This window comes from Enterobacter sp. PL_is514, from assembly GCF_055816715.1.
In genome coordinates this window covers 43189-67575 of the sequence record NZ_JBVPGN010000024.1, presented here as the reverse complement: position 1 = coordinate 67575, position 24387 = coordinate 43189, and the positions used below count along the sequence as shown (strand labels likewise).

Below are 24387 nucleotides of genomic sequence, written 5' to 3'. Positions count from 1 at the left end.
CCACTCAGAATTTGTAACCGCGATGCAGCGCGACGACACCCGCCGTCAGGTTGAAATATTCAACGTTCTCAAATTCTGCATCCTGCATCATGGCTTTTAAGGTGTCCTGATCCGGGTGCATACGAATAGATTCCGCCAGATAGCGGTAACTTTCCGCATCATTCGCCACCAGCTCACCGATGCGCGGCAGCACGTGGAAGGAATAGGCGTCGTAGGCTTTGCTCAGCGGCTCAATGATCGGTTTCGAGAACTCGAGCACCAGCAGGCGTCCACCCGGTTTCAACACGCGGTACATGGAGCGCAGCGCCTTTTCTTTATCGGTCACGTTACGCAGACCGAAGGAGATCGTGATGCAGTCAAAGGTATTGTCCGGGAACGGCAGCGCTTCGGCGTTTGCCTGAACATATTCCACATTCCCCACCACGCCGATGTTACGCAGCTTTTCGCGGCCCATTTTCAGCATGGAGTCATTAATATCGGCGAGGACAACGCGCCCGGTTTCGCCCACCAGGCGAGAGAATTTCGCGGTTAAATCGCCCGTACCGCCGGCTAAATCCAGCACCGTTTGTCCGCGACGCACGCCGCTACAGTCAATGGTGAAGCGCTTCCACAAGCGATGAATGCCGAACGACATCAGGTCATTCATTACATCGTACTTCGCCGCCACGGAATGAAATACGTGGGCCACCATGTCAGCTTTCTGCGCTTTGGCGACAGTCTGAAAGCCAAAGTGCGTTGTGTCTTGTGAATCGTCAGCCATCTCAGAGCCTGCTTATCAGTAAAATGTTCGTGAAGTGTAACAGATTGGGCGCGTTTGCCCTACGTTTCAACCACCGCGAAAGAAACGCGCTGGAGTCTCGTCTGGTGATAAATCCACCGCTAACGTATTGTCTTCACTGTTTGTCTTTTGTTCGTCCGCACCTTCTCTCAGGCGAAACTCGTCGTCCTGGGCGGTGGCCTGTTCCACCAATTCCGGATTAATCTCGCGTTTAACCTCTACCCCCAGGCTGCGGAATGATTCGGCCTGCGCCAGCAGATTGCCGCGTCCCGAGGCGAGTTTTTTCATCGCCTGGCGGTAGTTATCCTGCGCACGATCCAGGCTCTGCCCGACTGAGGACATGTCGTCCACGAAGAGGCGCATTTTGTCGTACAGCTTGCTGGCATGATCGGCAATCTGCTGCGCGTTGCGGCTCTGGTGTTCATAGCGCCACAGGTTCGCAATGGTACGTAACGCCACCAGCAACGTGGTAGGGCTGACCAGCATAATGTTATTTTTGAGCGCTTCGGTGATGAGTTCAGGCTGCCTGTCGAGTGCCAGCAGAAACGCGGGCTCTACCGGAATAAACATCAGGACATAGTCCAGCGAGCGAAGACCCGGCAACTGCTGATAGTCTTTTCTGCCGAGCAGGCGAATGTGGTTACGCACGGAGGCAATGTGCTCCTGCAGCGCCGATTCGCGGGTGTAGTCATCCTCCGCGTTGAAGTAACGCTCATACGCCACCAGGGTCATTTTGGCGTCAATCACCACATCTTTACCCTGCGGCAGCCGCACAATCACATCCGGCTGCATGCGCGAGCGGGCGTCGTTTTCGATACTCACCTGCGTTTCGTATTCATATCCTTCCCGCAGGCCGGAGGCTTCCAGTACGCGGGTCAGCACCACTTCTCCCCAGTTGCCCTGGGTTTTGTTATCCCCTTTGAGCGCGCGGGTCAGGTTAACCGCTTCCTGCGCCATCTGGGCATTCAGCTGCTGGAGATTGCGAATCTCATGCGCCAGGGTGTGCCGCTCGCGGGCTTCCTGACCAAAACTGTCCTGCACCTGACGACGAAAACCGTCCAGTTGTTCACGCAGCGGCGTCAGCAGGCTGTTAAGGCTCTGGCGGTTCTGTTCATCAACGCGACGGTTGCTGTGCTCGAAAATACGGTTGGCGAGGTTCTCAAACTGTTCGCTGAGGCGCTGCTCGCTGTTGATCATCTGGCGGATTTTGTCTTCCGCATGCAGCTGAGTGGATTCAAGGCGGGTGGTCACTTCGCGGAGATCGGCCTCCAGCGAGGTGTTGATATCACGGAGATTGCGCAGCTCGTTGTTAAGCAGCTCGCACTCGTCGCGCCAGTGGTCACTCAGGGCAAGCTGCTGCTTTGCCGCACTTAATTCAGCGACGATCTCTTCGCGCTCTGCCAGCTGATCGGCCTTCTGCTGTGCATGCTGATAGCTGGAAATGAGCCAGCCTATCGCCACGCCCACCAGCGCAATCACCGCATAAATCAGGACTGAGATATCCACAATGCCCCCTGCATCAACGTATTACCCGCACAAAATAAGATTGTGCTGTATAAACGTCCAGTTTGAAAGGGTTTTCCTGCGAGGCGCTACGCAAAAAATAAAGGCCGAACGTGTCGGCCTTTGATTTCGAAAGGAGGGGACTAGATCAGGCGACGCGCGGCTTCGACCACGATTTTCACTGCATGGCTTTCGGTCTGCTTCATGGTTTCGGCGTTCGGGATCTCCTGCTGGGTACGGTTGACGATAACGCCCGCCACCATACCGGCACGCAGACCCTGGCTTGCGCACATGGTCAGCAGCGTGGCGGATTCCATTTCGTAGTTCATCACACCCATTGACTGCCACTCTTCCATGGAGCCTTTGAAGCGGCTTACCACGCGGCCAGAGAAGGTGTCGTAACGCTCCTGGCCCGGGTAGAAGGTGTCGGAAGAGGCGGTTACGCCCACGTGGGTGGTGGCACCCACAGATTTTGCGGCTTCAACCAGCGCGGTGGTGCACTCGAAATCCGCCACTGCCGGGAATTCCATCGGTGCAAAGTGCAGGCTTGCACCGTCCAGACGGACGGACGCGGTCGTGACCAGCACGTCGCCGACGTTGATGTGCGGCTGGATAGCGCCGGTGGTACCGATACGCAGGAAAGTACGAATGCCCAGTTGCGCCAGCTCTTCAACAGCAATAGACGTAGACGGACCACCGATACCGGTAGAGCACACGATCACCGCTTTGCCATCCAGCTCTGCGCGCCAGGTGGTGAATTCACGATGGGCTGCCAGCTTAACCGGCTTATCCATCAGCGCGGCGATCTTTTCCACACGCTCTGGATCGCCAGGGACGATAGCGAGCGTAGCCCCTTGTAAATCGTTTTTAGTGAGGCCGAGATGAAAAACATCAGACTTAGACATAGGTGACTCCTCTGTGGGTCGGTTAGTCAGAAGAAGTAAAACGGTACTTTACAGAAGCAGTAAGCATAATTTCGTGACGCATCTCACCATGAATGAAAATGATTGCATCGAATTTCCATTAAAAAGTGATTTACATCACATTAACAAGTTATATCGTCAGGTGCTGCACAAAAGATAGACCGTTTAAGGCACTGTGAGTTGTTAACCTGGTGTCTATATTTACCTTTGCGCTAACTGATTGGTACGGAGAATGCCATGACTGAAAAAACCGGTTTTGCACCTGCTGCGGCCCCGCATGCCTCAACCATCGTCTCAACGTCTGAAGATGCCATCACCGCGGGTGAGACCTCCATTCCCACGCAGGGAGAGAACATGCCTGCTTACCACGCACGACCAAAATCGGCAGACGGCCCGCTGCCCATCGTGATCGTGGTTCAGGAAATTTTCGGTGTTCACGAACACATTCGCGACCTCTGCCGCCGGCTGGCGCTGGAAGGCTATCTGGCCGTTGCGCCAGAGCTCTACTTCCGTCAGGGCGATCCGAACGACTACAGCGATATTCCCACCTTGCTCAGCAACCTGGTCAGCAAAGTCCCGGACGCGCAGGTGCTGGCCGACCTCGACCACGTCGCCAGTTGGGCGGCGCGCAACGGGGGCGATCCCCATCGTCTGCTGCTCACCGGTTTCTGCTGGGGCGGACGCATTAGCTGGCTGTATGCCGCGCATAACCCGCAGCTCAAAGCCGCTGTCGCCTGGTACGGCAAACTGGTGGGTGAAAAAACGCTGAATTCACCGAAACATCCGGTTGATATCGCCACCGAGTTGAATGCCCCCGTGTTAGGGCTTTACGGCGGTCAGGACACCGGTATTTCGCTGGATTCGGTAGAAACCATGCGCCATGCGCTCCGCGCGGCAAATGCGAAGGCGGAGATTGTAGTTTACCCGGATGCCGGGCATGCGTTTAACGCCGACTATCGTCCGAGCTATCACGCTGAATCGGCGAAAGATGGATGGCAGCGGATGCTTACGTGGTTCCGTCAGTACGGTGGTAAAAAAGGGTAAGCCTTTCCCATCATCATGACGCATAAGGAGTACGTGTTATGGACTATTCCCTCGCGTTTCCACACGGTTTTTTATGGGGCGGCGCGATTGCCGCCAACCAGGCCGAAGGCGCATGGAACGTGGACGGTAAAGGGCCGTCCGTTGCCGACGCTGTCGCCTGGAAACCCAACCTCTCCGTGAAAGATTACAGCGGCCATATGGCCCTGACGGACGAGAATATCCGCGACGCGTTTGAAGGTAAAAATGATGCGCTGTACCCGAAACGCCGCGGCATCGATTTTTATCACCACTATAAAGACGACGTCGCGCTGTTTGCTGAGATGGGTTTTAAGGTGCTGCGCGTATCCATTGCCTGGTCGCGTATTTTCCCGACCGGAGAGGACGCCGCGCCAAACGAGGCCGGGCTGCAGTTTTATGAAGAACTGTTCCGCGAGCTGCGTCGTCATAACATCGAGCCGCTGGTCACCCTTTCCCACTACGAAATGCCGCTGGCGCTGAGCGAAAAATATAACGGCTGGGTGCATCGTAATGTGGTCGATGCCTTCGTTCGCTTCAGCAATGTTTGTTTCGACCGCTACAAAGAGCTGGTGCGTTACTGGCTAACCTTCAATGAAATAGACAGTATTCACCGCCATCCCTTTACGACCGCGGGCATTCGCGAAGAGAAAAGCGCACCGGGCAACGCGAAACAGGATATCTATCAGGGTCTGCACCATCAGTTTGTCGCGTCTGCACTGGTCACGCGCGACTGCCACGCCAAAATTCCGGGCAGCCAGGTCGGGTGCATGCTGACGAAACTGACGACCTATCCGCACAGCTGCCGTCCGGAAGACGTTGAAGCCACGCTGAAGAAAAACCTGGAAAACTATTTTTATGCCGACGTGCAGGTATTTGGCGACTATCCCCCGCTGATCCTGCGCGATCTGGAACGACGAAATATCCATATTGAAATGCACCCTGACGATCGGCGTATTTTAAAGGCGCATACCGTCGATTTCGTCTCCTTCAGCTATTACATGTCGATGACCGAATCCACGCAGCCTGACGCCGAACGCATTCCCGGGAATACCGTTCTCGGTGTGAAAAACCCGTATCTGCCTGCGTCAGAATGGGGATGGCAGATTGATCCGCTTGGGTTGAAAATCTCGCTGCTGGAGCTGTATGACCGTTACCGGAAGCCGCTGTTTATCGTTGAAAACGGTCTGGGCGCGAAGGATGTGGTCGAAAACGGCAAGATCCACGATAGCTATCGAATCGACTATTTCCGCGCGCATTTCGCGCAAACGCTGGCCGCGATTAATGAAGGCGTGGAGGTGATGGGGTTCACCACGTGGGGCTGTATCGACATCATTAGTGCGGGCACCTCGCAGATGTCCAAACGCTACGGTTTTATCTATGTCGATCAGGACGATGAAGGCAACGGTACGTTGAAACGGCTGAAAAAAGACTCCTTCTGGTGGTACCAAAAAGTGATTGCCAGCAACGGCGCAGATCTGAACTAAGCATGCGCATTTCAGGTCGGGCAGACGCCCGGCCATCACGCGTCACAATTATGCCTGACGCAAATTCTGTGCTGCCTTCACCATGTTCGCCAGCGCGGCGCGGGTTTCCGGCCAGCCGCGGGTTTTCAGGCCGCAGTCCGGATTCACCCACAGGCGCTCAGCCGGAATGCGCTGGGCCGCTTTTTTCAGCAGGGCTTCAATCCACTCCACGCTCGGCACGTTCGGGGAGTGAATGTCGTACACGCCCGGCCCGATTTCGTTCGGGTACTCGAACTCTTCGAACGACTCCAGCAGCTCCATGTCTGAGCGCGACGTCTCAATGGTGATCACGTCGGCGTCCAGCGCGGCAATCGAATCCATGATGTCGTTAAATTCGCAGTAACACATGTGGGTGTGGATCTGGGTGTCGTCCTTCGCCACCGCGGCGTTGATGCGGAACGCTTCCACACCCCACTGCAGGTAGGCATCCCAGTCGCGGCGGCGCAGCGGCAGACCTTCGCGCAGGGCCGGTTCGTCAATCTGAATAATACCAATGCCTGCGGCTTCCAGATCCGCCACTTCATCCCGCAGTGCCAGGGCAATCTGTTTGGCGATGGTTTCACGGGTCACGTCTTCACGCGGGAAAGACCAGCAAAGAATGGTCACCGGACCAGTGAGCATGCCTTTCACCGGCTTGTCCGTGAGGGACTGCGCGTATTTCGCCCACTCCACGGTGATCGCTTCCGGGCGGCTGACGTCACCGATAACCACCGGTGGCTTCACGCAGCGGGAGCCATAGCTCTGCACCCAGCCGTTTTGGGTAAACACGAAGCCGTCGAGATGCTCACCGAAGTATTCCACCATGTCGTTACGCTCGGCCTCACCGTGCACCAGCACGTCCAGACCCAGACGTTCCTGCTCGATAATCGCCTGCTTGATGTGTTCGGCGATACCGGTGCGGTAGTGATTCGCATCCAGATTGCCCTTTTTGAAGTCCAGACGCAGGCCACGGATTTCGGTGGTTTGGGGGAAGGAACCGATGGTGGTGGTCGGCCACGCAGGCAGGTTGAAGCGGGCACGCTGCGCTTCAGCGCGGACTTCATACGGGCTCTGACGCTGGCTGTCCTGGGCGGTGATGGCCGCCAGACGTTTTTCCACCGCCGGGTTGTGCACGCGCGCCGAGTGACGACGCGCCTGGATCGGTGCGCTCCATTCGGCGATCGCCGCCGTGTCGCCGCTGTTCAGCGCATCGCGCAGCAGCGTCAGCTCTTCGCATTTTTGCAGCGCGAAGGCAAACCAGCTTTTCACCTCGGCATCCAGGCGGGTTTCCACGCTCAGATCGATCGGGCTGTGCAGCAGGGAGCAGGACGAAGCCACCCACAGCTCACGTTTGCCGACGATGTCTTTTATTTGAGCGTATTTCCCGGTGAGATCGGCACGCCAGACGTTACGACCGTTAATCAGCCCGGCGGAGAGCAGCCAGTCCACAGGCAGGCGCTTGTGCAGCTCCGCGACATCGTCTTTACCGTGTACGAGGTCAACGTGCAGACCCTGAACCGACAACGCGGTAATGGTGTTAAGGTTCGGCGTAACGCCCTCAAAATAGGTGGTCAGCAGCAGCTTTACTTGCCCCGCCAGCGCGTCATACGCCGGTTTGAAGGCATCGAGCCAAACCTTGGGCAGTTCGAGCACCAGCGCCGGCTCGTCGATTTGCACCCACTGAATGCCGCGTTTGCCCAGCTCAATCAGCACCTGTTTGTAGACCGGCAGAATGTCCTTCAGCAGGCTGAGTCGGTCAAACGGCTCGCCTTTTACTTTACCCAGCCACAGGTACGTTACCGGCCCGAGCAGAACCGGTTTCACCTGATGGCCCAGCGCCAGCGCTTCGTCCACTTCATCCAGAAGCTGCGTCCAGGTCAGCCTGAACTGCTGACCTTTTACGAACTCCGGCACCATATAGTGATAGTTAGTGTTAAACCATTTAGTCATTTCCGCCGCTGCCGCTGGCTCACCCGTTGGCGCACGGCCACGGCCGATGCGGAACAGGGTATCGATATCTACCGATCCATCTTTGTTCTGATGACGAGCCGGCACGTTGCCAAGCAGCAGGCTGGTCGTCAGAACATGGTCGTACCAGGCGAAATCGCCCACCGGCAGCAGGTCAATGCCCGCCTGTTTTTGCTGATCCCAGTGACGGGCGCGCAGCTCGCGTCCCACCGCCAGCAGTTCTTCACGGGTGGCGTTCCCCGCCCAGTAGCTTTCTTGCGCTTTTTTCAGCTCGCGACGCAGGCCAACGCGAGGGAAACCGAGTGTGTGATTGCGGATTGTCATGGTGTGCCCCTTGTGAAATTCGTTATTTAGACGTCCAGATGTTTACACATCTATAATTGGCAGGTACTGTATATTCCTCAAGCGCAATATGTTCATGGCGAAGTGAAGGACTTTCATGATCGAGATAAAACACCTGAAAACGCTACAAGCGTTGCGGAACTGCGGCTCGCTCGCGGCTGCAGCTGCCACGCTGCACCAGACCCAGTCCGCCCTTTCTCACCAGTTCAGCGATCTGGAACAACGCCTCGGCTTCCGTCTTTTTGTGCGTAAGAGCCAGCCCCTGCGCTTTACGCCGCAAGGTGAGATTCTGTTGCAGCTGGCGAATCAGGTCCTGCCGCAAATCGCCAGCGCGCTGCAGGCGTGTAACGAACCGCAACAAACCACGCTGCGTATCGCCATTGAGTGCCACAGCTGTATTCAGTGGCTGACCCCCGCGCTTGAGAACTTCCGCCAGAAGTGGCCGCAGGTGGAGATGGATTTCAAATCCGGCGTGACCTTTGATCCGCAGCCGTCGCTGCAGCAGGGCGAGCTGGACCTGGTGATGACCTCTGACATCCTGCCGCGCAGCGGCCTGCACTATTCGCCGATGTTTGATTATGAAGTACGCCTGGTGCTGGCACCGGATCATCCGCTGGCGGCGAAAACGCGCATCACGCCGGAAGACCTGGCGACGGAAACGCTGCTGATTTACCCGGTTCAGCGTAGTCGTCTGGATATCTGGCGCCACTTCCTGCAGCCCGCGGGCATCAGTCCGCAGCTGAAAAGCGTGGATAACACCCTGCTGTTGATTCAGATGGTGGCGGCCAGAATGGGTATCGCGGCGCTGCCGCACTGGGTGGTAGAGAGCTTTGAACGCCAGGGGCTGGTGGTGACCAAAACCCTGGGTGAAGGACTGTGGAGTCGACTGTACGCCGCCGTGCGCGATGGCGAGCAGCGTCAGCCGATTACGGAGGCGTTTATTCGCTCAGCGCGGAACCACGCGTGCGACCATCTTCCGTTTGTGCGGAGCGCGGAGCGACCCAGCGGCGATGGACCCACAGCGAAGCCAGGATCACCGTTCCCCCAATAAGGAAGCTCGGCCAGTGCGGCTGTTGCTGCCAGATGGCGAGGTTGACCAACAACCCAGCCGGGACATGCACGTTGTTCATGATCCCAAGCGTACCGGCGTCGACCTGTGTCGCGCCGTAGTTCCACATGAAGTACCCCAACCCGGAAGCCACGACGCCCAGCCAGATAAGCACGCCCCACTGCACGGCGGTGGTCGGCAGCTTGTGCGGGTTACCGAGCATAAACCACGCCGCCACTGCGACAATCGCGGCACCCATATAAAACCAGGCGAACGCGTTATGCTGCGGCATCGGGCGGGTTTCCATCAGGCGCTTGTAGCCCACCATGCCGATGGCGAAACTGATGTTGGCGAGCTGGACGAACATCAGTCCGGTCCAGAAGTGATCGCTGACTTTGTCGTAGCGAATAATCGCCGCGCCAATCACCGCCAGCGCCGCGCTCAGCAGGTATCCCCAGCGCAGGCGGCGTTTACTCAGCAGATCGTATATCAGCGTGATGTAGAGCGGCGTCAGCACGGTAAAGAGCAGGAATTCCGAGACGGACAGATAGACGTAAGCCCGGAAGCTGAACAGGTACATGATGCCGAGCTGCATCGCCCCCACCAGCATGTACAGCACAATCGTTTTCAGCGATTGCCCGCGCGTACGCAGAAACGGCAGGAATACCAGCGCCGCCAGCCCCACGCGCATCAGCACCGAGAAGTAGCTGTCGACCGAACCGGCAAGGTATTCGCCAATCAGGCTAAAGGAGAAGGCCCAAAGGATAGTGGTGATAATGAGTAGCGCCACAATGCTTGTCTCTCAGAAAGAAGGAGAGGCATTGTAGCGAACTCTTTAGTTGACATCTGAGCAATAAACAACCAAATGAAGATTATTCAAGGAACAGTTTGCGCAGGTATTTCGGTACCGCATTGTCTGCGTTGGTGCCGATCACTTCCAGCTCCGGGTGCAAATCTTTCAGACGCTGGTGCGCATTCTCCATAATGCAGCCCTTGCCTGCCATCGACAGCATTTCGGCATCGTTCATGCCGTCACCAAAGGCGATACAGTCTTTCAGCTCGAAGCCCAGACGTTTCGCGACGGCTTCCAGCGCGTGGCCTTTGGAGACGCCACCCGCCATCACTTCCAGACAGGTCAGGGTTGAGAAGCTCACATTGACGCGATCGCCCCAGCGGGCGTTGATTGCCTGCTCCAGCGGGAGCAGTTCTTCGTGACTGTCGCAGGTGAAGAACACCTTACTGATCCCCTCCGGCTCCAGCAGACCCGGCTCGTACAGGGAGTAGTTAAATACCGCTTCTTTGAAGAAACGCATTTCATCCGGGCGGTGGCGGTTCATGAACCAGTCGTCGTCACGATAAACGTTGGTGACGATAGCCGGATTATTGTGCACCACGCCAAACAGATCGGCGGCAATATCGCGATCCAGGTTGTGGGTGAAGATCAGGTTGCCGTCGGTATCATGCACGCGCGCACCGTTGGAGGTGATCATGTACGATTTGATCTCAAGATTATCGCGGATCTGCCCCACGTCGACGTGGTGGCGGCCGGTGGCAAACACAAAGTTCACGCCCCGTGCCGTCAGCAGCTTTAGGGTCTCTTTCGCGTAAGGCGACAGGGTGTGGTCAGGGGAAAGCAGCGTGCCATCTAAATCAGATGCAACAACCTGGTACATAGGGATTTCAACCTCTGGTGGAAAACAATAATCAATTATGCCTGTTGAAAAATTCAACAATGGCGTTGAGCGCGACTGAGCGCATAGCGTCCTTTTCAAAAAGGATCTCATGGTACGCGCCGTTAATGACCAGCGGTTTTCCCCCTTCACAAGGGTGACCGGCGGCCGCGCGCAGTTCACAATAGCGGTCATGCATGCGGTTATCCACCACACGCTCTTCTTCCGCCTGAATCAGGAGTGTTGGTGTATCGTCATTGCCGACACCTGCCAGAACCTGCTCACCGGCAAGGATACCTTCCCGCACCCAGTGGTAGGTCGGTCCACCCACGCGCAGGCGCGGCTCATCGGCATAAAAACGCAGGTTACGACGATACCGCTGGCGACTGTGGGTCAGCACGTTCATCGCAAACGGCAGTGCCCGCCAGCGTCCCGTCCCGATGGCATAGCCTTCCCGAATGCGCTGATGGCCCTCAGCCCAGTCAAGAATATGACGTACCATCCAGTCAGGAAAACGCATGACGATGCCATACATCGGCGCGGTGAGCGCAATGGCATCGCACTGGTGAGCGTGGCGCTGTAAAAACAGCGTTGAAATCGCACCGCCCATCGAGTGCGCCAGAATATAGCGCTTCCGCCAGGGGCCGGGCTCGACCTCCTGCTGCCAGAACGCGGCGAGATCGTCGACGTAATCGCTGAAGTTATCCACGTGGCCGCGATGCGTATCAGATAGCAGGCGGCCAGAAAGCCCCTGCCCGCGGTGATCGATAATCAACACATCGAAGCCCAGATGGAACAGGTCATAGGCCAGTTCGGCGTATTTGATGTAGCTCTCGATACGCCCGGGGCAGACCACAATGACCCGGTCATTTTTCTTATCGTGAAAACGCACAAAGCGTACCGGTATATCACCGACGCCCGTAAACTCATCTTCCTCACGCTGGCGCCAGAAATCGGTCAGCGGCCCCATGGAGAAAGCAGCAAATGCGTTTTCTCGTGTTTCCCAGTCCTTTTTCTGCTGAAACATCGGGTTTCTACTCACCTAAGCCAAGGAATATCGTTTTTTCGTAACCGGTCACAAAATGACTCAACAATAGCGTATTGTGGCATAAAAACAGACGATTCGGGAGTTTCAAATGACCTTCGAGTGGTGGTTCGCTTACCTGCTGACATCCATCATCCTTAGCCTTTCACCGGGCTCGGGTGCCATTAACACCATGACCACCTCCATCAACCACGGCTATCGCGGTGCGGCAGCGTCAATTGCCGGTTTGCAAACCGGGCTGGGCATTCATATCGTGCTGGTTGGGATTGGTCTGGGGACCCTGTTCTCCCGCTCGGTACTGGCCTTTGAGGTGCTGAAATGGGCCGGGGCGGCGTATCTGATATGGCTCGGCATCCAGCAGTGGCGCGCGGCAGGCTCCATCAACCTGAATACGCTCGCGCAGACGCAAAACCGCGGCCATCTGTTTAAGCGCGCGGTGTTCGTCAACCTGACCAACCCGAAGAGCATCGTATTCCTCGCCGCGCTGTTCCCGCAGTTTATCGTGCCGCATCAACCCCAGGTGATGCAGTACGTGGTGCTGGGCGCGACCACCATTATCGTCGATATCATCGTGATGATTGGTTACGCGACGCTGGCGCAGCGGATTGCGGCGTGGATTAAAGGGCCCAAGCAGATGAAGGCCCTGAATAAAGTCTTTGGCTCGCTGTTTATGCTGGTTGGCGCGCTGCTTGCGTCAGCGCGTCATGCTTAGCGAGAAATGATGAGATGAATGCCGAAGCCGGCGAACAGCGCGCCGGCGAAGCCATCAATCCACTTCGCGATACGCTGGTAGCCGCGGCGCATCGCCGGTAAGGCGAACAGGCTGGCCACGATGGTAAACCAGGCAAAGGTTTCAACAACGATCAGCAGGAAGATGCCCCAGCGTGCGCCCGCACCGACGCTATCGCCGACAAACAGCGAGAACACCGAGCCGAAATAGATAATCGCTTTTGGGTTCGCCAGATTGGTCAGCAGCCCTTTTACAAAGCTGCGGCCGCCCGTTGCCAGCTCCACCTTGGGCTCTTCCGGTTTTTTCTGCTCTTTCTTCAGCGCCCCGCGCAGCATCTGGTAGCCCATCCAGCACAGGTACAGCCCGCCGCCGACCATAATGATGTTATGCAGCCAGGCCATTTTCGCCAGAATCAGGTTCAGACCGAGCAGCGCAACGGCCGCCCAGACCATAACGCCCATGGTGATACCGAGCACGCCCATCATCGCCTCTTTGCGGGAGCGACTGACGGCCGTTTGCGACACGAAGAAAAAGTCCGGTCCCGGGCTCATCAGCGCAACGATGTGCACTAACGCCACGGTGAGAAATAGCATCAACATAATTAACTCGCGGGGAAATAATTCAGTGAGTCATCATCCTGGCACTTTTTCGCCCGGCTGACTACTCCTCATCATCACCATCGGCGTGAGAGCGGATGAGCGCCATAAACTCTTTACCGAAGCGCTCCAGCTTGCGCGTCCCCACGCCGTTGACGCTGAGCATCTCGCTGGCGCTGAGCGGCATCTGCTCGGCCATCTCGATCAGGGTCGCGTCGTTGAACACCACGTAAGGCGGGATGTTCTCTTCATCGGCGATGGCTTTACGCAGCTTGCGCAGTTTGGCAAACAGCTTGCGGTCGTAGTTGCCGCCGTAGGATTTCTGCATCACGCGTGGCTTCAGGGCGATGACGCGCGGCACGGCGAGCTTGAGCTCAACGTCACCGCGCAATACCGGACGCGCCGCTTCGGTCAGCTGAAGCGCGGAGTGCTGGGCAATGTTTTGCGTGGCAAAGCCGAGATGGATCAGCTGACGAATGATGCTCACCCAGTGCTCGTGGCTCTGGTCTTTACCGATCCCGTAGACCGGCAGCTTGTCGTGGCCCATGTCGCGGATACGCTGATTGTTGGCACCGCGCAGCACTTCCACCACGTAGCCCATCCCGAAGCGCTGGTTCACGCGGTAAATGGTCGAGAGCGCCTTACGCGCGTCCATCAGGCCATCGTACTGTTTTGGGGGATCCAGGCAGATATCGCAGTTACCGCACGGCTCCTGCCGCCCTTCACCAAAGTAGTTGAGCAGCACCAGACGACGGCAGGTTTGCGCTTCGGCAAACGCGCCCATCGCGTTGAGCTTGTGGCGCTCGATATCCTGCAGCTGCCCCTGCGGCTTCTCTTCCAGACAGCGACGCAGCCACGCCATATCGGCCGGATCGTAAAACAGCATCGCTTCTGCAGGCAGACCGTCACGCCCGGCGCGACCGGTTTCCTGATAGTAGGATTCGATATTGCGCGGAATGTCGAAGTGCACCACAAAGCGCACGTTGGGCTTGTTGATCCCCATCCCGAACGCCACCGTCGCGACGACGATTTGCAGGTCGTCGCGCTGGAATTTTTCCTGGACGTCGGCGCGGATGTGGTTCTCCAGTCCGGCGTGATACGCGGCGGCGCTAAAGCCGCGGTTTTGCAGACGCGCGGCGGTGTCTTCGACCTTCGCACGGCTGTTGCAGTAGATGATGCCGGACTTGCCGCGCTGCTCCTGGACGTAGCGCAGGAGCTGATCCAGCGGCTTGAATTTTTCCATCAGCATGTAGCGGATGTTCGGGCGGTCAAAGCTGCTGACCTGAATATACGGGTCGTTCAGCCCCAGCAGGCGAACGATATCCAGGCGCGTGGTGTCATCCGCCGTGGCGGTAAGCGCCATAAACGGCAGCTCGGGGAAGCGCTGACGCAGCTGGCCGAGGGCGGCGTATTCCGGGCGGAAATCGTGTCCCCACTGGGAGATACAGTGCGCTTCATCCACCGCCAGCAGAACCGGATTCCAGTGCGCGAGATGGTCGAGGAAGTTATCCAGCATCAGGCGTTCCGGCGCGATATACAGCAGGCGGATCTGCCCGGTGCGGCACCCGGCCATCACCTCTTGCTGCTGCTCCCGGGTTTGCGTCGAGTTCAGACAGGCCGCCGCGACGCCGTTGGCGAGCAGCTGGTCAACCTGGTCTTTCATTAGCGAAATGAGCGGGGATACCACGACCGTCAGGCCGTTCAGCACCAGCGCGGGCACCTGATAACAGAGGGACTTACCGCCGCCGGTCGGCATCACCACCAGGCAGTCACGGCCTTGCAGCACCGTTTCAATGATGGTTTCCTGGCCAGGGCGGAACTGCTGGTAGCCAAAGGTTTCATGCAAAACCTGTTTAGCCAGCGACTCCTGATTCAATACTTCCGCCTGCGCCACATTAACCCCATATGCGAAAAATAAAACAGGCGCTATTTTCAGCGCCTGAGAGAGAAACTTCAACGTTTAACGCAAAAACATTCGAGCAACCTAGAGAATATCGTTCAGCATCACGCCCACGCCGACGCGGGTCTGGTTGAAGTTGTAATCGATAAGCGACTCGCCGTAACCGCTGTAGACCTGCGTATAGATGCGAACGTGCTTCGTCATAGGATAGCTTAAGCCCACTTCCGCGCCGCCGTAACCGGTATTCCAGTTATACTGCCCCTTCGCGCTCAGTACGGCATCGCCCAGCTGATAGCCGACTTTGAGCTGGTAGTAGCCCATGTATTTGGTGATGTCCGGGTTGTCATCAGTGCTGCCGACCACATACCACGGCTTCACCTCCACCATCCAGTTACCGTTCTGCGCCATCAGGCGCGTATAGGCGCGGTTCCAGCTACGGGATGTCGGATCGGAACGTCCGTTAGAATCATGGTTAAAGCCCACTTCGACGTCACGCAGCGTCCAGCCGGCGAATTCATAATCCGTTGCGAAGCCGAGGAACAGCTGCGGCTCGTAGTTGGTTTCGCGGAACGGCGAGGATTCCCCGCTGTTAGAGAGCTGCCACCAGGACTTCTGCGTGTAAGACGCACCGAGCACCGAGTTCGGCCCCAGAATGCCGCGCCAGAACGGGAACGCGAGGCTGAGCTGGAACTTCACCTCATCTTTACGCGCATTATCAGACCAGTTATAGGAGCTTATCGCCTCTTTGTTGAGGTCGCTGGTCTGGGTGTAAATCACGTAGTTGGTGTCGTACGGATAGAGCGTGAACGGATTGTCATGCTCCTGAAGAAGGTTCGCGATAATGCTACCGTGCACGGCAGGCTTATCATGCACCTCTTTAATTGTCGCTTCCTGCGCATAGGCTGTGAGGGGCAGCGAAATCGCCGCCAGTAACCAGGCCAGATACGTCCGCATCGGTGGTGTTCTCCTGCAAAAGAGTAAAATTACCTGAATAGTTATGTGGCGAACATTCTACAGACTTCTGAGACAACTGCTGCATCCTCGTTTCTGAAAGTAGCATTCCTTGTTGCTGAGGCATAAAATCAACATTTCGTTAACAATAAGGATGTGATGCCTCATGTCAGCCATGCTTACCGCCGAAGAAGTGTTAAAACTCGTGGGCGAGATATTTGTTTACCATATGCCGTTTAACCGTGCGCTGGGACTGGAGCTGGAGCGTTACGAGAAAGACTTTGCCCAGTTGAGCTTCAACAACCAGCCGATGATGGTGGGTAACTGGGCGCAAAGTATTTTGCACGGCGGTGTGATTGCCTCCGCGCTGGACGTGGCGGCAGGTCTGGTCTGCGTGGGAAGTACGCTGACCCGCCATGACACCATCAACGAAGACGAACTTCGCCAGCGTCTGGCGCGCATGGGCACCATTGATTTGCGCGTCGACTATCTTCGCCCGGGGCGCGGAAACCGCTTCACCTGTACCAGCAGCCTGCTGCGCGCCGGGAATAAAGTTGCCGTGGCGCGCGTGGAATTACACAACGAAGAACAGGTTTATATCGCCAGCGCAACCGCCACTTATATGGTGGGTTGAGGCGGCAAAATCGGGTAAAATTGATTCACTTTTTTGTAACGGATTTTCCCGATGGATGCTAAACAGACGCGGCAGGGCGTTTTACTCGCCCTTGCCGCTTATTTTATTTGGGGTATCGCCCCGGCGTACTTCAAGCTAATCGCCTACGTTCCGGCTGATGAGATCCTCACTCACCGCGTCATCTGGTCGTTTTTCTTTATGATTGCGCTGATGAGCCTCAGCCGTCAGTGGTCGGGCGTCAAAACGCTGCTGCAGACCCCGAAGAAGATCTTCCTGCTGGCGCTCTCTGCCGTGCTGATTGGCGGTAACTGGCTGCTGTTTATCTGGGCAGTGAATAACCATCACATGCTCGAAGCGAGCCTGGGGTACTTCATTAACCCGCTGGTGAACATCGTGCTGGGGATGATTTTCCTCGGTGAGCGCTTCCGCCGGATGCAGTGGGTGGCGGTGATTCTGGCCTTCTGCGGCGTGCTGGTGCAGCTGTGGACGTTCGGCTCGCTGCCAATTATCGCCCTCGGTCTGGCGTTCAGCTTTGCCTTCTACGGCCTGGTGCGTAAGAAGATTGCGGTGGAAGCGCAGACGGGGATGCTGTTTGAAACCCTGTGGCTGCTGCCGGTGGCGGCGATTTATCTCTTCGGCATCGCCGACAGCCCAACCAGCCACATGGGCAGCAATCCGTGGTCGCTGAACCTGATGCTGATGGCGGCGGGCGTGGTAACCACCATTCCACTGCTGTGCTTCACCGGTGCAGCGACGCGCCTGCGTCTCTCCACGCTGGGCTTCTTCCAGTACATTGGCCCGACGCTGATGTTCCTGCTGGCAGTGGTGTTTTACGGCGAAGTGCCGGGTGCGGATAAGATGGTGACGTTCGCCTTTATCTGGGTGGCATTGGCGATCTTTGTTGCGGATGCGATTTATACCCAGCGCAGGGGGCGCAAAGGGCTGTGATGTTGCCCTCACCCTAACCCTCTCCCACAGGGAGAGGGAATTCGATCGTAGGGCGGGTAAGCGCAGCGCCACCCGCCAGTTTTTTACAGCCAGTTCCGGCGTTTGAAATAGAGATACGGCGCCAGCCCCGCGAGGATCATAAAGATAATCGCCCCCGGGTAACCAAAGCTCCACTTCAGCTCCGGCATAAACTCGAAGTTCATCCCGTAGCTGGATGCCACCAGCGTCGGCGGCAGGAACACCACGGAAACCACCGAGAAGATCTTGATGATGCGGTTCTGCTCGATGTTGATAAAGCCCATTGCCGCCTGCATCAGGAAGTTGACCTTCTGGAACAGGGATTCGTTGTGCGGCAGCAGGGATTCGATATCTCGTAAGATCTCACGCGCCTGCTCCAGCTGACCGCCCGGCAGACGCGCCTTGCGCACCAGGAAGTTCAGCGCGCGCTGGGTATCCATCAGACACAAGCGCACCTTCCAGCCGATATCTTCCAGCTCTGCCAGCGTGGACAACGCTTCGTCATATTCGTCGCCCTGATGGCCTTCCATGATCACGCGGCTCAGCTTTTCCAGATCGCTGTAGATGTTTTCAATTTCGTCCGCCAGCTGTTCAATTTTGGTCTCGAACAGATCGAGCAGCAGTTCGTACGCGTTGCCGTCTACCATCGCCTGGCTGCGGGCGCGCATGCGGTAGAGACGGAATGCCGGTAGCTCACGCTCGCGCAGGGTAAACAGACGGCCGTCGCGAATGGTAAACGCCACGGTGGAGTTACCCGCGTGGTCTTCCGCATCTTCAAAGAAGAAGAAGGAGTGAATGTGCAGACCGTCTTCATCTTCAAAAAAACGGGCGGATGCTTCGATGTCTTCCAGTTCCGGGCGGGTTGCCAGGCTTTGCCCCAGCTCAGATTGTACGCGAAGGCGCTCATCGTCGTCCGGCTCGACCAGATCCACCCATACGGCATCAATGAGGGGCTGTGACTCTTCGGCTTCAAGCCGAGTCAGTCGGTTATTTTCGAGTTGAAATGCGCTCAACATGACCGGGACTCCCAATGCAAAAAATATCGGACAGTTCGGTGGGCACACAGAAACAAATTGGGTTTCAGACCATTAAACAGCCTGACTCAGCGCGACGGGAATAGAGCAGTCGCTGACAACCACTAAGGCCATCAGCAAGAGGAGATAGCCTTAGGAGTTGTTCCTGGATGACAGGGAATTGAGCCAGTATCTACTGGGTGTGTCCAAGGCGAATGTCCTCTTAGCGTAATCGTGCGCGCATGTTACGCCAGCTATAACTGCGGCGTCAACACGCAACGGAACGCTGAAGGGCATTAATTGACCTTCACTGTATAAGGCTAGCAGATTATTGCAAAATAATGATATTTTTCTGAATGTTAGACTGTTTCCAGCTTCGCGTAGGCCGCCACCAGCCATTTGATCCCCTGCCCCTGGAACGCCACCTGCAGGCGGCTATGCTCGCCGCTGCCTTCCAGATTCACAATGGTACCTTCGCCAAACTTCGAATGGCGCACGCGCTGGCCCAGCTTGTAGCCGGTATCGGTTTCCGCAATCGGCGAGCCCATGCGCTGATGGCTGACCGGACGGCTGATGCTTGCCCGCAGACGCACCTCCTCCACGCACTCTTCCGGCAGTTCACCGATAAAGCGCGACGGACGGTGGTAGACCTCTTTACCGTACAGACGGCGGGTTTCGGCGTAGGTCAGCGTTAGCTTTTGCATCGCGCGCGTCACACCCACGTAGGCCAGACGACGCTCCTCTTCCAGACGCCCGCCCTCATCCAGCGACATCTGGCTCGGGAACATCCCCTCTTCCATGCCAACGATGAACACCTGCGGGAACTCCAGACCTTTGGCGGAGTGCAGGGTCATCAGCTGAACCGCATCCTGCCAGGTGTCCGCCTGCCCTTCGCCCGCTTCCAGCGCGGCGTGTGAGAGGAACGCCTGCAGCGGCATCAGGTCTTCGTCTTCTTCGTTGTAGCTGAACTGGCGCGTTGCCGTGACCAGTTCCTCTAAGTTCTCAATACGGGTCTGGCCCTTCTCGCCTTTTTCCTGCTCGTACATGGTGCGCAGGCCGGAGTCTTTAATCACCCGGTCGGTCTGCACGTGCAGCGGCATGTCGGCGGTTTCCTGCGCCAGGGCGTCAATCAGCTCAAGGAAGCGCTGTAGAGCGCTGGCCGCGCGTCCGGCAAGGGCCTTTTCCTGCAGCAGCTCGCGGCACGCCTGCCACAGCGTCAGCTGGCGGTCGCGCGAGGCCTGACGCACCACGTCCAGCGTACGGTCGCCAATCCCGCGGGTTGGTGTGTTCACCACGCGTTCAAACGCCGCGTCGTCGTTACGGTTGGCAATCAGACGCAGATACGAGAGCGCATCTTTAATTTCCTGACGTTCGAAGAAGCGCATGCCGCCGTAAATGCGGTACGGCATGCTCACCTGCAGCAGCGCCTCTTCCAGCACGCGCGACTGGGCGTTGCTGCGGTAAAGAATGGCGCACTGCTCCAGCGCGCCGCCGTTGTCCTGCCAGGTTTTGATGCGGTTGACCACGAAGCGCGCTTCGTCGAGTTCGTTAAACGCGCAGTAAATCGAAATCGGTTCGCCGTCGACGCCGTCGGTCCACAGCTTTTTACCCAGACGCCCGTTGTTGTTCTCAATCAGGGCGTTGGCCGCGCTCAGAATGTTGCTGGTTGAGCGGTAGTTCTGCTCCAGACGGATAGTTTCCGCGCCGGGGAAATCGTTGAGGAAGCGCTGGATGTTCTCCACCTGCGCCCCGCGCCAGCCGTAGATCGACTGGTCATCATCGCCCACGATCATCACCTTGCCAGTATCACCGGCCAGCAGGCGGATCCACGCGTACTGGATGTTGTTGGTATCCTGGAATTCATCCACCAGGATATTGGTGAAGCGTTCACGGTAGTGCTGCAGGATGTGCGGCTTGTTGAGCCACAGCTCGTGGGCGCGCAGCAGCAGCTCGGCAAAATCCACCAGGCCGGCGCGATCGCACGCTTCCTGATAGGCCTTGTAGACGTTCTGCCAGGTCTGCTCGACCGGGTTGCCGAAGCTCTGAATGTGGTGCGGGCGCAGCCCCTCGTCTTTCTGACCGTTGATGTACCACATCGCCTGACGCGGCGGCCACTGCTTCTCGTCGAGGTTCATCGCCTTGATCAGGCGCTTCAGCAGACGGAGCTGGTCTTCGCTGTCGAGGATCTGAAAATCCTGCGGCAGGTTGGCGTCCATGTGGTGCGCACGCAGCAGGCGGTGCGCCAGGCCGTGGAAGGTACCGACCCACATGCCGCCCTGGCTGGTGCCCATCAGCTGGGCGATACGGTGGCGCATCTCCGCCGCCGCCTTGTTGGTGAACGTCACCGCCATGATGGAGTACGGCGAGCAGTTCTCCACGCTCTGCAGCCAGGCGATACGGTGAACCAGCACGCGCGTCTTACCACTGCCCGCCCCAGCCAGCACCAGCAGGTTGGTGCGCGAGGCGGCAACCGCGTCACGCTGTTTGTCATTAAGGCTGTCGAGCAGGTAAGAAACGTCCATTGGCACCGTCACGTCATGTCGGGCAGGCGAATAGCATTCGCCAAAACCCTGTTAATTTATACAGAACAATTGATGATTATATCAGCGTCGTGAGGGATGCCAACCGCGAAATTTCCACGTGCGGCAGAAGACGGCTATCGGAGGCGATCATCAGGTCAGCGTTTTCCGGCTTGATCCAGCAGGCCTGCATGCCGCAGCGGATAGCGCCAGCCACGTCTGTGGTCAGGTCATCCCCCACGTGCAGGATCTCACCCAGCGGCAGCTTAAGCTTATCTGCCGCCAGATGGTACATGTCACTGAACGGCTTCGCGCGCCCGTGAGGACCCGCACGCAGCACGAACTCAAAATAATCACTCAGGCCAAACAGCTCCGGCTGGGCATTGCCGTTGGTGATGGCCACCAGCGGCCACTTTTCGGCAAGCTTCGCCAGCGTGTCGTGGGTTTCCTGCGGCACGTCGATACGGCTGCGCCATTTGGCGAAGTTTTCCATGGCCGCTTCCGCCCCAATGGCGGCGTCCTGCGCGCTCAGACCCACGTTAAGCATCGCCTGCTCAACCGCGCGACGACGCCATTCGGTCACGTCGTGGTAAATGTCCGGCTCGGTCTCCCGCAGGGACTGGCGCAGCTTCTGGAAATCCTTGTTCTGTATCGCCTTCAGCGCGGGATGGTAGTTCTGCACGAACGCCAGCGACTCCTGCTCGGTACGCAGGATCACCTCGCGGTTGTCATAAAGGGTGTCATCAAGGTCAAACGTCAGAGCTGAGATCTGACCGAGTGGGCGGTAAAAACGCATTATTTCCCCCGTTTGGCGCGTGGATGCGCCGCGTCATACACCGAGGCAAGGTGCTGGAAGTCTAAGTGGGTATAGATTTGAGTGGTAGACAGATTTGCGTGCCCGAGGAGCTCCTGCACGCCGCGCAGATCGCCGCTCGACTCAAGCATATGTGTTGCAAAGGAGTGGCGCAGCTTGTGCGGATGCACGTGGCTGTTTAGACCCTGCTTAATGCCCCACTCCGCAAAGCGCTTCTGCACGTTACGCGCCGAGATCCGCTTGCCGAGTTTCGACAGGAACAGCGCATCTTCGTCGGAGCCAAACAGCCCGCGCAGGTCAAGCCAGTGCTCAATCCAGGAGACCGCATTGCGGCCAATCGGCAGGCGGCGCTCTTTGCTGCCCTTACCCATTACCCACACTTCACCCGATTCCAGATCGAGATGCTTGAGATCAAGGTTGACGAGTTCAGACAGACGCAGCCCGGCACCGTACATCACCTCCAGCATCGCGCGGTCGCGCACGGCCAGCGGATCGTTCAGATCGATATCCAGCAGGCGGTTTACGTCGTCAACGTCAATATTTTTAGGCAGATGGCGCGGCGCCTTCGGCGTGGCGATCCCTTTTGCCGGGTTGGCTTTTAAGCCCCCCTGGCTGACCAGCCAGTCGAAGAAGCTGCGCAGCGCTGAGAGCCTGAGCGCCAGGCTCGCCGGGCTGAGGTTTTTTTTACGGCTACGCACAACAAACCCGCGTACCGTCGCAGCATCACATTGTTGCCAGCTTTTCAGGCCGATTTCGTCGGCGATCTGCATGATGGCATCAAGCTGACGCTGATAGTTAAGCAGCGTAATGGGGCTAAGCTGACGCTCCACGCCGAGATAGCGCAGAAAGCGCGAGACGTCAGTGGCGAGCAGTCCGTCCGTCATACGCGCTCAATCCAGCGCTCCAGCAGCTCAGGCAGCATCAGGGCGATCTCCTGCAGCAGGTGCGTGGCTTGCCCCTGCTCATAGTGATGCGCGTCGCGGCTGGTAAATAACATGACCCCCAGATCGCCGTCGCGCCCCATCAGCGACATCGCCACCGAGCCAATCGCTTTGGCCTCCGGCAACACCACCAGCAGCTCAGGTCCATTAAGCGGCCCCAGATAGTGGTGCTCATGGCCCAGACGCTGAATGCGCAGCGGTTCAAACGCCTGACGGCTCAGTGCCAGATGAGTAAACCCCGACGGCGCGCCAATGCGCCAGCGGTCAGGGAACAGGCGAATCGTTGCGCCTGCTAGCCCCAGCTCCCGAGCCCAGCGGTGGAAGCGGCTGAGGAACTCGTCAAGACTGTGCGCCGACGCCAGACGCGCCTGCAGATGCAGCAGACGATAGAACAGGCTTTCGTTGGTGCTGGCCTGCTCCATCAGCAGCGTCATGTTCTCTTCAAGCTGGTTGATATGGTTGCGCGCGCGCGCCATATGCCATTCCACCAGCGACACGGTCCCGCGAACCGGATGCGGCACGCGCATCTCTTCGACAACGCGTGCATTGCGAATAAAAAACTCAGGATTGCGCAGCAGATAATCAACAACAGCTCTGTCGTCCAGTTCCGTCACTGTTTCCTGCAGTTCTTCCCCTGGTTGTTTCATAGATGGATAAACCCGTCATAGACATGTGCCGCCGGGCCAGTCATATACAGTGGATGACCCGGTCCTTTCCAGGCGATATCAAGCCGACCGCCCGGTAATTCCACGCGAACCTCTTCTGCCAGTAACCCCTGGGAGATGCCCACGGCCACCGCCGCACAGGCACCGCTTCCGCAGGCCTGAGTCTCACCCGCGCCGCGCTCGTAAACCCGCAGGCGAATGTGCTCGCGCTTCACCACCTGCATAAAACCGATGTTCGCGCGCTCCGGGAAACGTTCGTGGCTTTCCAGCACCGGGCCGAGCGTTTCGACCGCGGCGGTTTGCACATCATCAACCTGAATCACGCAGTGTGGGTTACCCATTGAGACGACGCCGCACAATACTGTCTGCTCGGCCGCACGCATAATATAGGTCTTTTCCGCTTTGTTTGCGCGAAACGGCACGACGGAGGGCTCGAAGTTAGGCTCGCCCATGTTCACGCGCACCAGTTCATCATCGGTGACGCTGAGCACCATGCGACCATTGGCCGTGCTGACGCGAATATCACGCTTGTTGGTCAGCCCTTTCAGACGGACAAAGCGGGCAAAACAGCGCGCGCCGTTGCCGCACTGGTTAACTTCGCTGCCGTCCGCGTTAAAAATACGGTAGTGGAAATCGAGGTCGGGGTCGTACGGCGGCTCAACCACCAGCAGCTGATCGAACCCCACGCCCAGATGCCGATCCGCCAGGCGACGGATCAGTTCCGGGGAGAAAAACACATTCTGCGTTACCGCGTCGACGACCATAAAATCGTTGCCAAGGCCATGCATTTTAGAGAACTGCATCATTTGCTCCATTG

23 protein-coding genes are annotated in these 24387 nt (G+C 57.6%); 6 read left to right on the top strand and 17 right to left on the bottom strand.

The features are described from left to right. Positions 1-4: 4 nt before the first annotated feature. From ubiE to udp, 3 genes are all read right to left on the bottom strand, one after another. The gene (ubiE, locus tag AC0TNG_RS02000) at positions 5-760 is read right to left on the bottom strand and encodes a bifunctional demethylmenaquinone methyltransferase/2-methoxy-6-polyprenyl-1,4-benzoquinol methylase UbiE (protein ID WP_023309612.1); all 756 of its coding nucleotides are present in this window, start codon (positions 758-760) and stop codon (positions 5-7) included. A gap of 66 nt (positions 761-826) precedes the next feature. Continuing rightward, on the bottom strand, positions 827-2284 hold the full coding sequence (rmuC, locus tag AC0TNG_RS01995) for a DNA recombination protein RmuC (RefSeq protein ID WP_473712428.1): 1458 nt from the start codon (positions 2282-2284) through the stop codon (positions 827-829). Positions 2285-2424: 140 nt separating this feature from the next. Then, entirely contained in the window at positions 2425-3186 is a 762-nt protein-coding gene (udp, locus tag AC0TNG_RS01990) for a uridine phosphorylase (protein WP_003860792.1), read from the bottom strand. Between the two features lie 255 nt (positions 3187-3441). On the opposite strand from udp, the gene AC0TNG_RS01985 reads away from it, so the two are divergent. Further along, positions 3442-4248: a dienelactone hydrolase family protein gene (locus AC0TNG_RS01985; RefSeq protein ID WP_090420951.1), complete on the top strand. Its 807-nt coding sequence runs from the start codon at positions 3442-3444 to the stop codon at positions 4246-4248. A 38-nt stretch (positions 4249-4286) separates the two neighbouring features. Next, positions 4287-5750: a family 1 glycosylhydrolase gene (locus AC0TNG_RS01980; RefSeq protein WP_248166404.1), complete on the top strand. Its 1464-nt coding sequence runs from the start codon at positions 4287-4289 to the stop codon at positions 5748-5750. 48 nt (positions 5751-5798) lie between these two features. On the opposite strand, the gene metE is transcribed toward AC0TNG_RS01980, so the two are convergent. Then, a complete protein-coding gene (gene metE / locus AC0TNG_RS01975) occupies positions 5799-8060 on the bottom strand; it encodes a 5-methyltetrahydropteroyltriglutamate--homocysteine S-methyltransferase (protein WP_473712427.1) in 2262 nt (753 codons plus the stop codon). A 115-nt stretch (positions 8061-8175) separates the two neighbouring features. Between metE and metR the strand changes: the two genes are divergently transcribed. Further along, positions 8176-9129 (top strand): HTH-type transcriptional regulator MetR, encoded by a 954-nt coding sequence (gene metR, locus AC0TNG_RS01970; protein ID WP_025757533.1) that lies wholly within the window; start codon positions 8176-8178, stop codon positions 9127-9129. Here metR and AC0TNG_RS01965 read toward each other — a convergent pair. From AC0TNG_RS01965 to pldB, 3 genes are all read right to left on the bottom strand, one after another. Further along, a complete protein-coding gene (locus AC0TNG_RS01965) occupies positions 9017-9916 on the bottom strand; it encodes a carboxylate/amino acid/amine transporter (RefSeq protein WP_473712426.1) in 900 nt (299 codons plus the stop codon). The genes metR and AC0TNG_RS01965 overlap by 113 nt on opposite strands. Before the next feature lie 82 nt (positions 9917-9998). After that, entirely contained in the window at positions 9999-10799 is an 801-nt protein-coding gene (yigL, locus tag AC0TNG_RS01960; RefSeq protein WP_024907991.1) for a sugar/pyridoxal phosphate phosphatase YigL, read from the bottom strand. A 31-nt stretch (positions 10800-10830) separates the two neighbouring features. After that, the gene (gene pldB, locus AC0TNG_RS01955) at positions 10831-11823 is read right to left on the bottom strand and encodes a lysophospholipase L2 (protein WP_024907990.1); all 993 of its coding nucleotides are present in this window, start codon (positions 11821-11823) and stop codon (positions 10831-10833) included. 109 nt (positions 11824-11932) lie between these two features. Here pldB and rhtB point away from each other — a divergent pair, with 109 nt between their 5' ends. Further along, a complete protein-coding gene (gene rhtB / locus AC0TNG_RS01950; protein WP_008501533.1) occupies positions 11933-12553 on the top strand; it encodes a homoserine/homoserine lactone efflux protein in 621 nt (206 codons plus the stop codon). Here rhtB and rhtC read toward each other — a convergent pair. The 3 genes from rhtC to pldA form a co-directional block, all read right to left on the bottom strand. Continuing rightward, on the bottom strand, positions 12550-13170 hold the full coding sequence (gene rhtC, locus AC0TNG_RS01945) for a threonine export protein RhtC (protein ID WP_024907989.1): 621 nt from the start codon (positions 13168-13170) through the stop codon (positions 12550-12552). The genes rhtB and rhtC overlap by 4 nt on opposite strands. A 61-nt stretch (positions 13171-13231) precedes the next feature. Continuing rightward, entirely contained in the window at positions 13232-15061 is a 1830-nt protein-coding gene (gene recQ, locus AC0TNG_RS01940) for an ATP-dependent DNA helicase RecQ (RefSeq protein WP_473712425.1), read from the bottom strand. Positions 15062-15151: 90 nt separating this feature from the next. Further along, positions 15152-16021 carry a phospholipase A gene (gene pldA, locus AC0TNG_RS01935; protein WP_008501537.1) on the bottom strand — a complete coding sequence of 290 codons (870 nt, stop codon included), beginning with the start codon at positions 16019-16021 and terminating at the stop codon, positions 15152-15154. Positions 16022-16184: 163 nt separating this feature from the next. Here pldA and yigI point away from each other — a divergent pair, with 163 nt between their 5' ends. Together yigI and rarD are read left to right on the top strand one after the other, a co-directional pair. Beyond that, complete coding sequence (gene yigI, locus AC0TNG_RS01930; RefSeq protein ID WP_008501538.1) at positions 16185-16652, top strand: acyl-CoA thioesterase YigI; 468 nt, start codon at positions 16185-16187, stop codon at positions 16650-16652. Positions 16653-16703: 51 nt separating this feature from the next. Then, a complete protein-coding gene (rarD, locus tag AC0TNG_RS01925; protein WP_008501539.1) occupies positions 16704-17600 on the top strand; it encodes an EamA family transporter RarD in 897 nt (298 codons plus the stop codon). Between the two features lie 83 nt (positions 17601-17683). Here rarD and corA read toward each other — a convergent pair whose 3' ends face one another. From corA to dapF, 7 genes are all read right to left on the bottom strand, one after another. Then, the gene (corA, locus tag AC0TNG_RS01920) at positions 17684-18634 is read right to left on the bottom strand and encodes a magnesium/cobalt transporter CorA (protein WP_008501540.1); all 951 of its coding nucleotides are present in this window, start codon (positions 18632-18634) and stop codon (positions 17684-17686) included. Between the two features lie 150 nt (positions 18635-18784). Then, positions 18785-18841 (bottom strand): YsgD/CorL family protein, encoded by a 57-nt coding sequence (ysgD, locus tag AC0TNG_RS01915; protein ID WP_212743980.1) that lies wholly within the window; start codon positions 18839-18841, stop codon positions 18785-18787. A 149-nt stretch (positions 18842-18990) separates the two neighbouring features. Further along, entirely contained in the window at positions 18991-21153 is a 2163-nt protein-coding gene (gene uvrD / locus AC0TNG_RS01910; protein WP_032646073.1) for a DNA helicase II, read from the bottom strand. Positions 21154-21229: 76 nt separating this feature from the next. After that, the gene (yigB, locus tag AC0TNG_RS01905; RefSeq protein WP_473712424.1) at positions 21230-21946 is read right to left on the bottom strand and encodes a 5-amino-6-(5-phospho-D-ribitylamino)uracil phosphatase YigB; all 717 of its coding nucleotides are present in this window, start codon (positions 21944-21946) and stop codon (positions 21230-21232) included. Further along, the gene (gene xerC, locus AC0TNG_RS01900; RefSeq protein ID WP_024907983.1) at positions 21946-22848 is read right to left on the bottom strand and encodes a tyrosine recombinase XerC; all 903 of its coding nucleotides are present in this window, start codon (positions 22846-22848) and stop codon (positions 21946-21948) included. The genes yigB and xerC overlap by 1 nt, the downstream gene beginning before the upstream one ends. Next, positions 22845-23552, bottom strand: a complete 708-nt coding sequence (locus AC0TNG_RS01895; protein ID WP_048989630.1) for a DUF484 domain-containing protein — start codon at positions 23550-23552, stop codon at positions 22845-22847. The genes xerC and AC0TNG_RS01895 overlap by 4 nt, the downstream gene beginning before the upstream one ends. Beyond that, positions 23549-24373 carry a diaminopimelate epimerase gene (gene dapF / locus AC0TNG_RS01890; protein WP_024907981.1) on the bottom strand — a complete coding sequence of 275 codons (825 nt, stop codon included), beginning with the start codon at positions 24371-24373 and terminating at the stop codon, positions 23549-23551. The genes AC0TNG_RS01895 and dapF overlap by 4 nt, the downstream gene beginning before the upstream one ends. Positions 24374-24387: the final 14 nt, after the last annotated feature.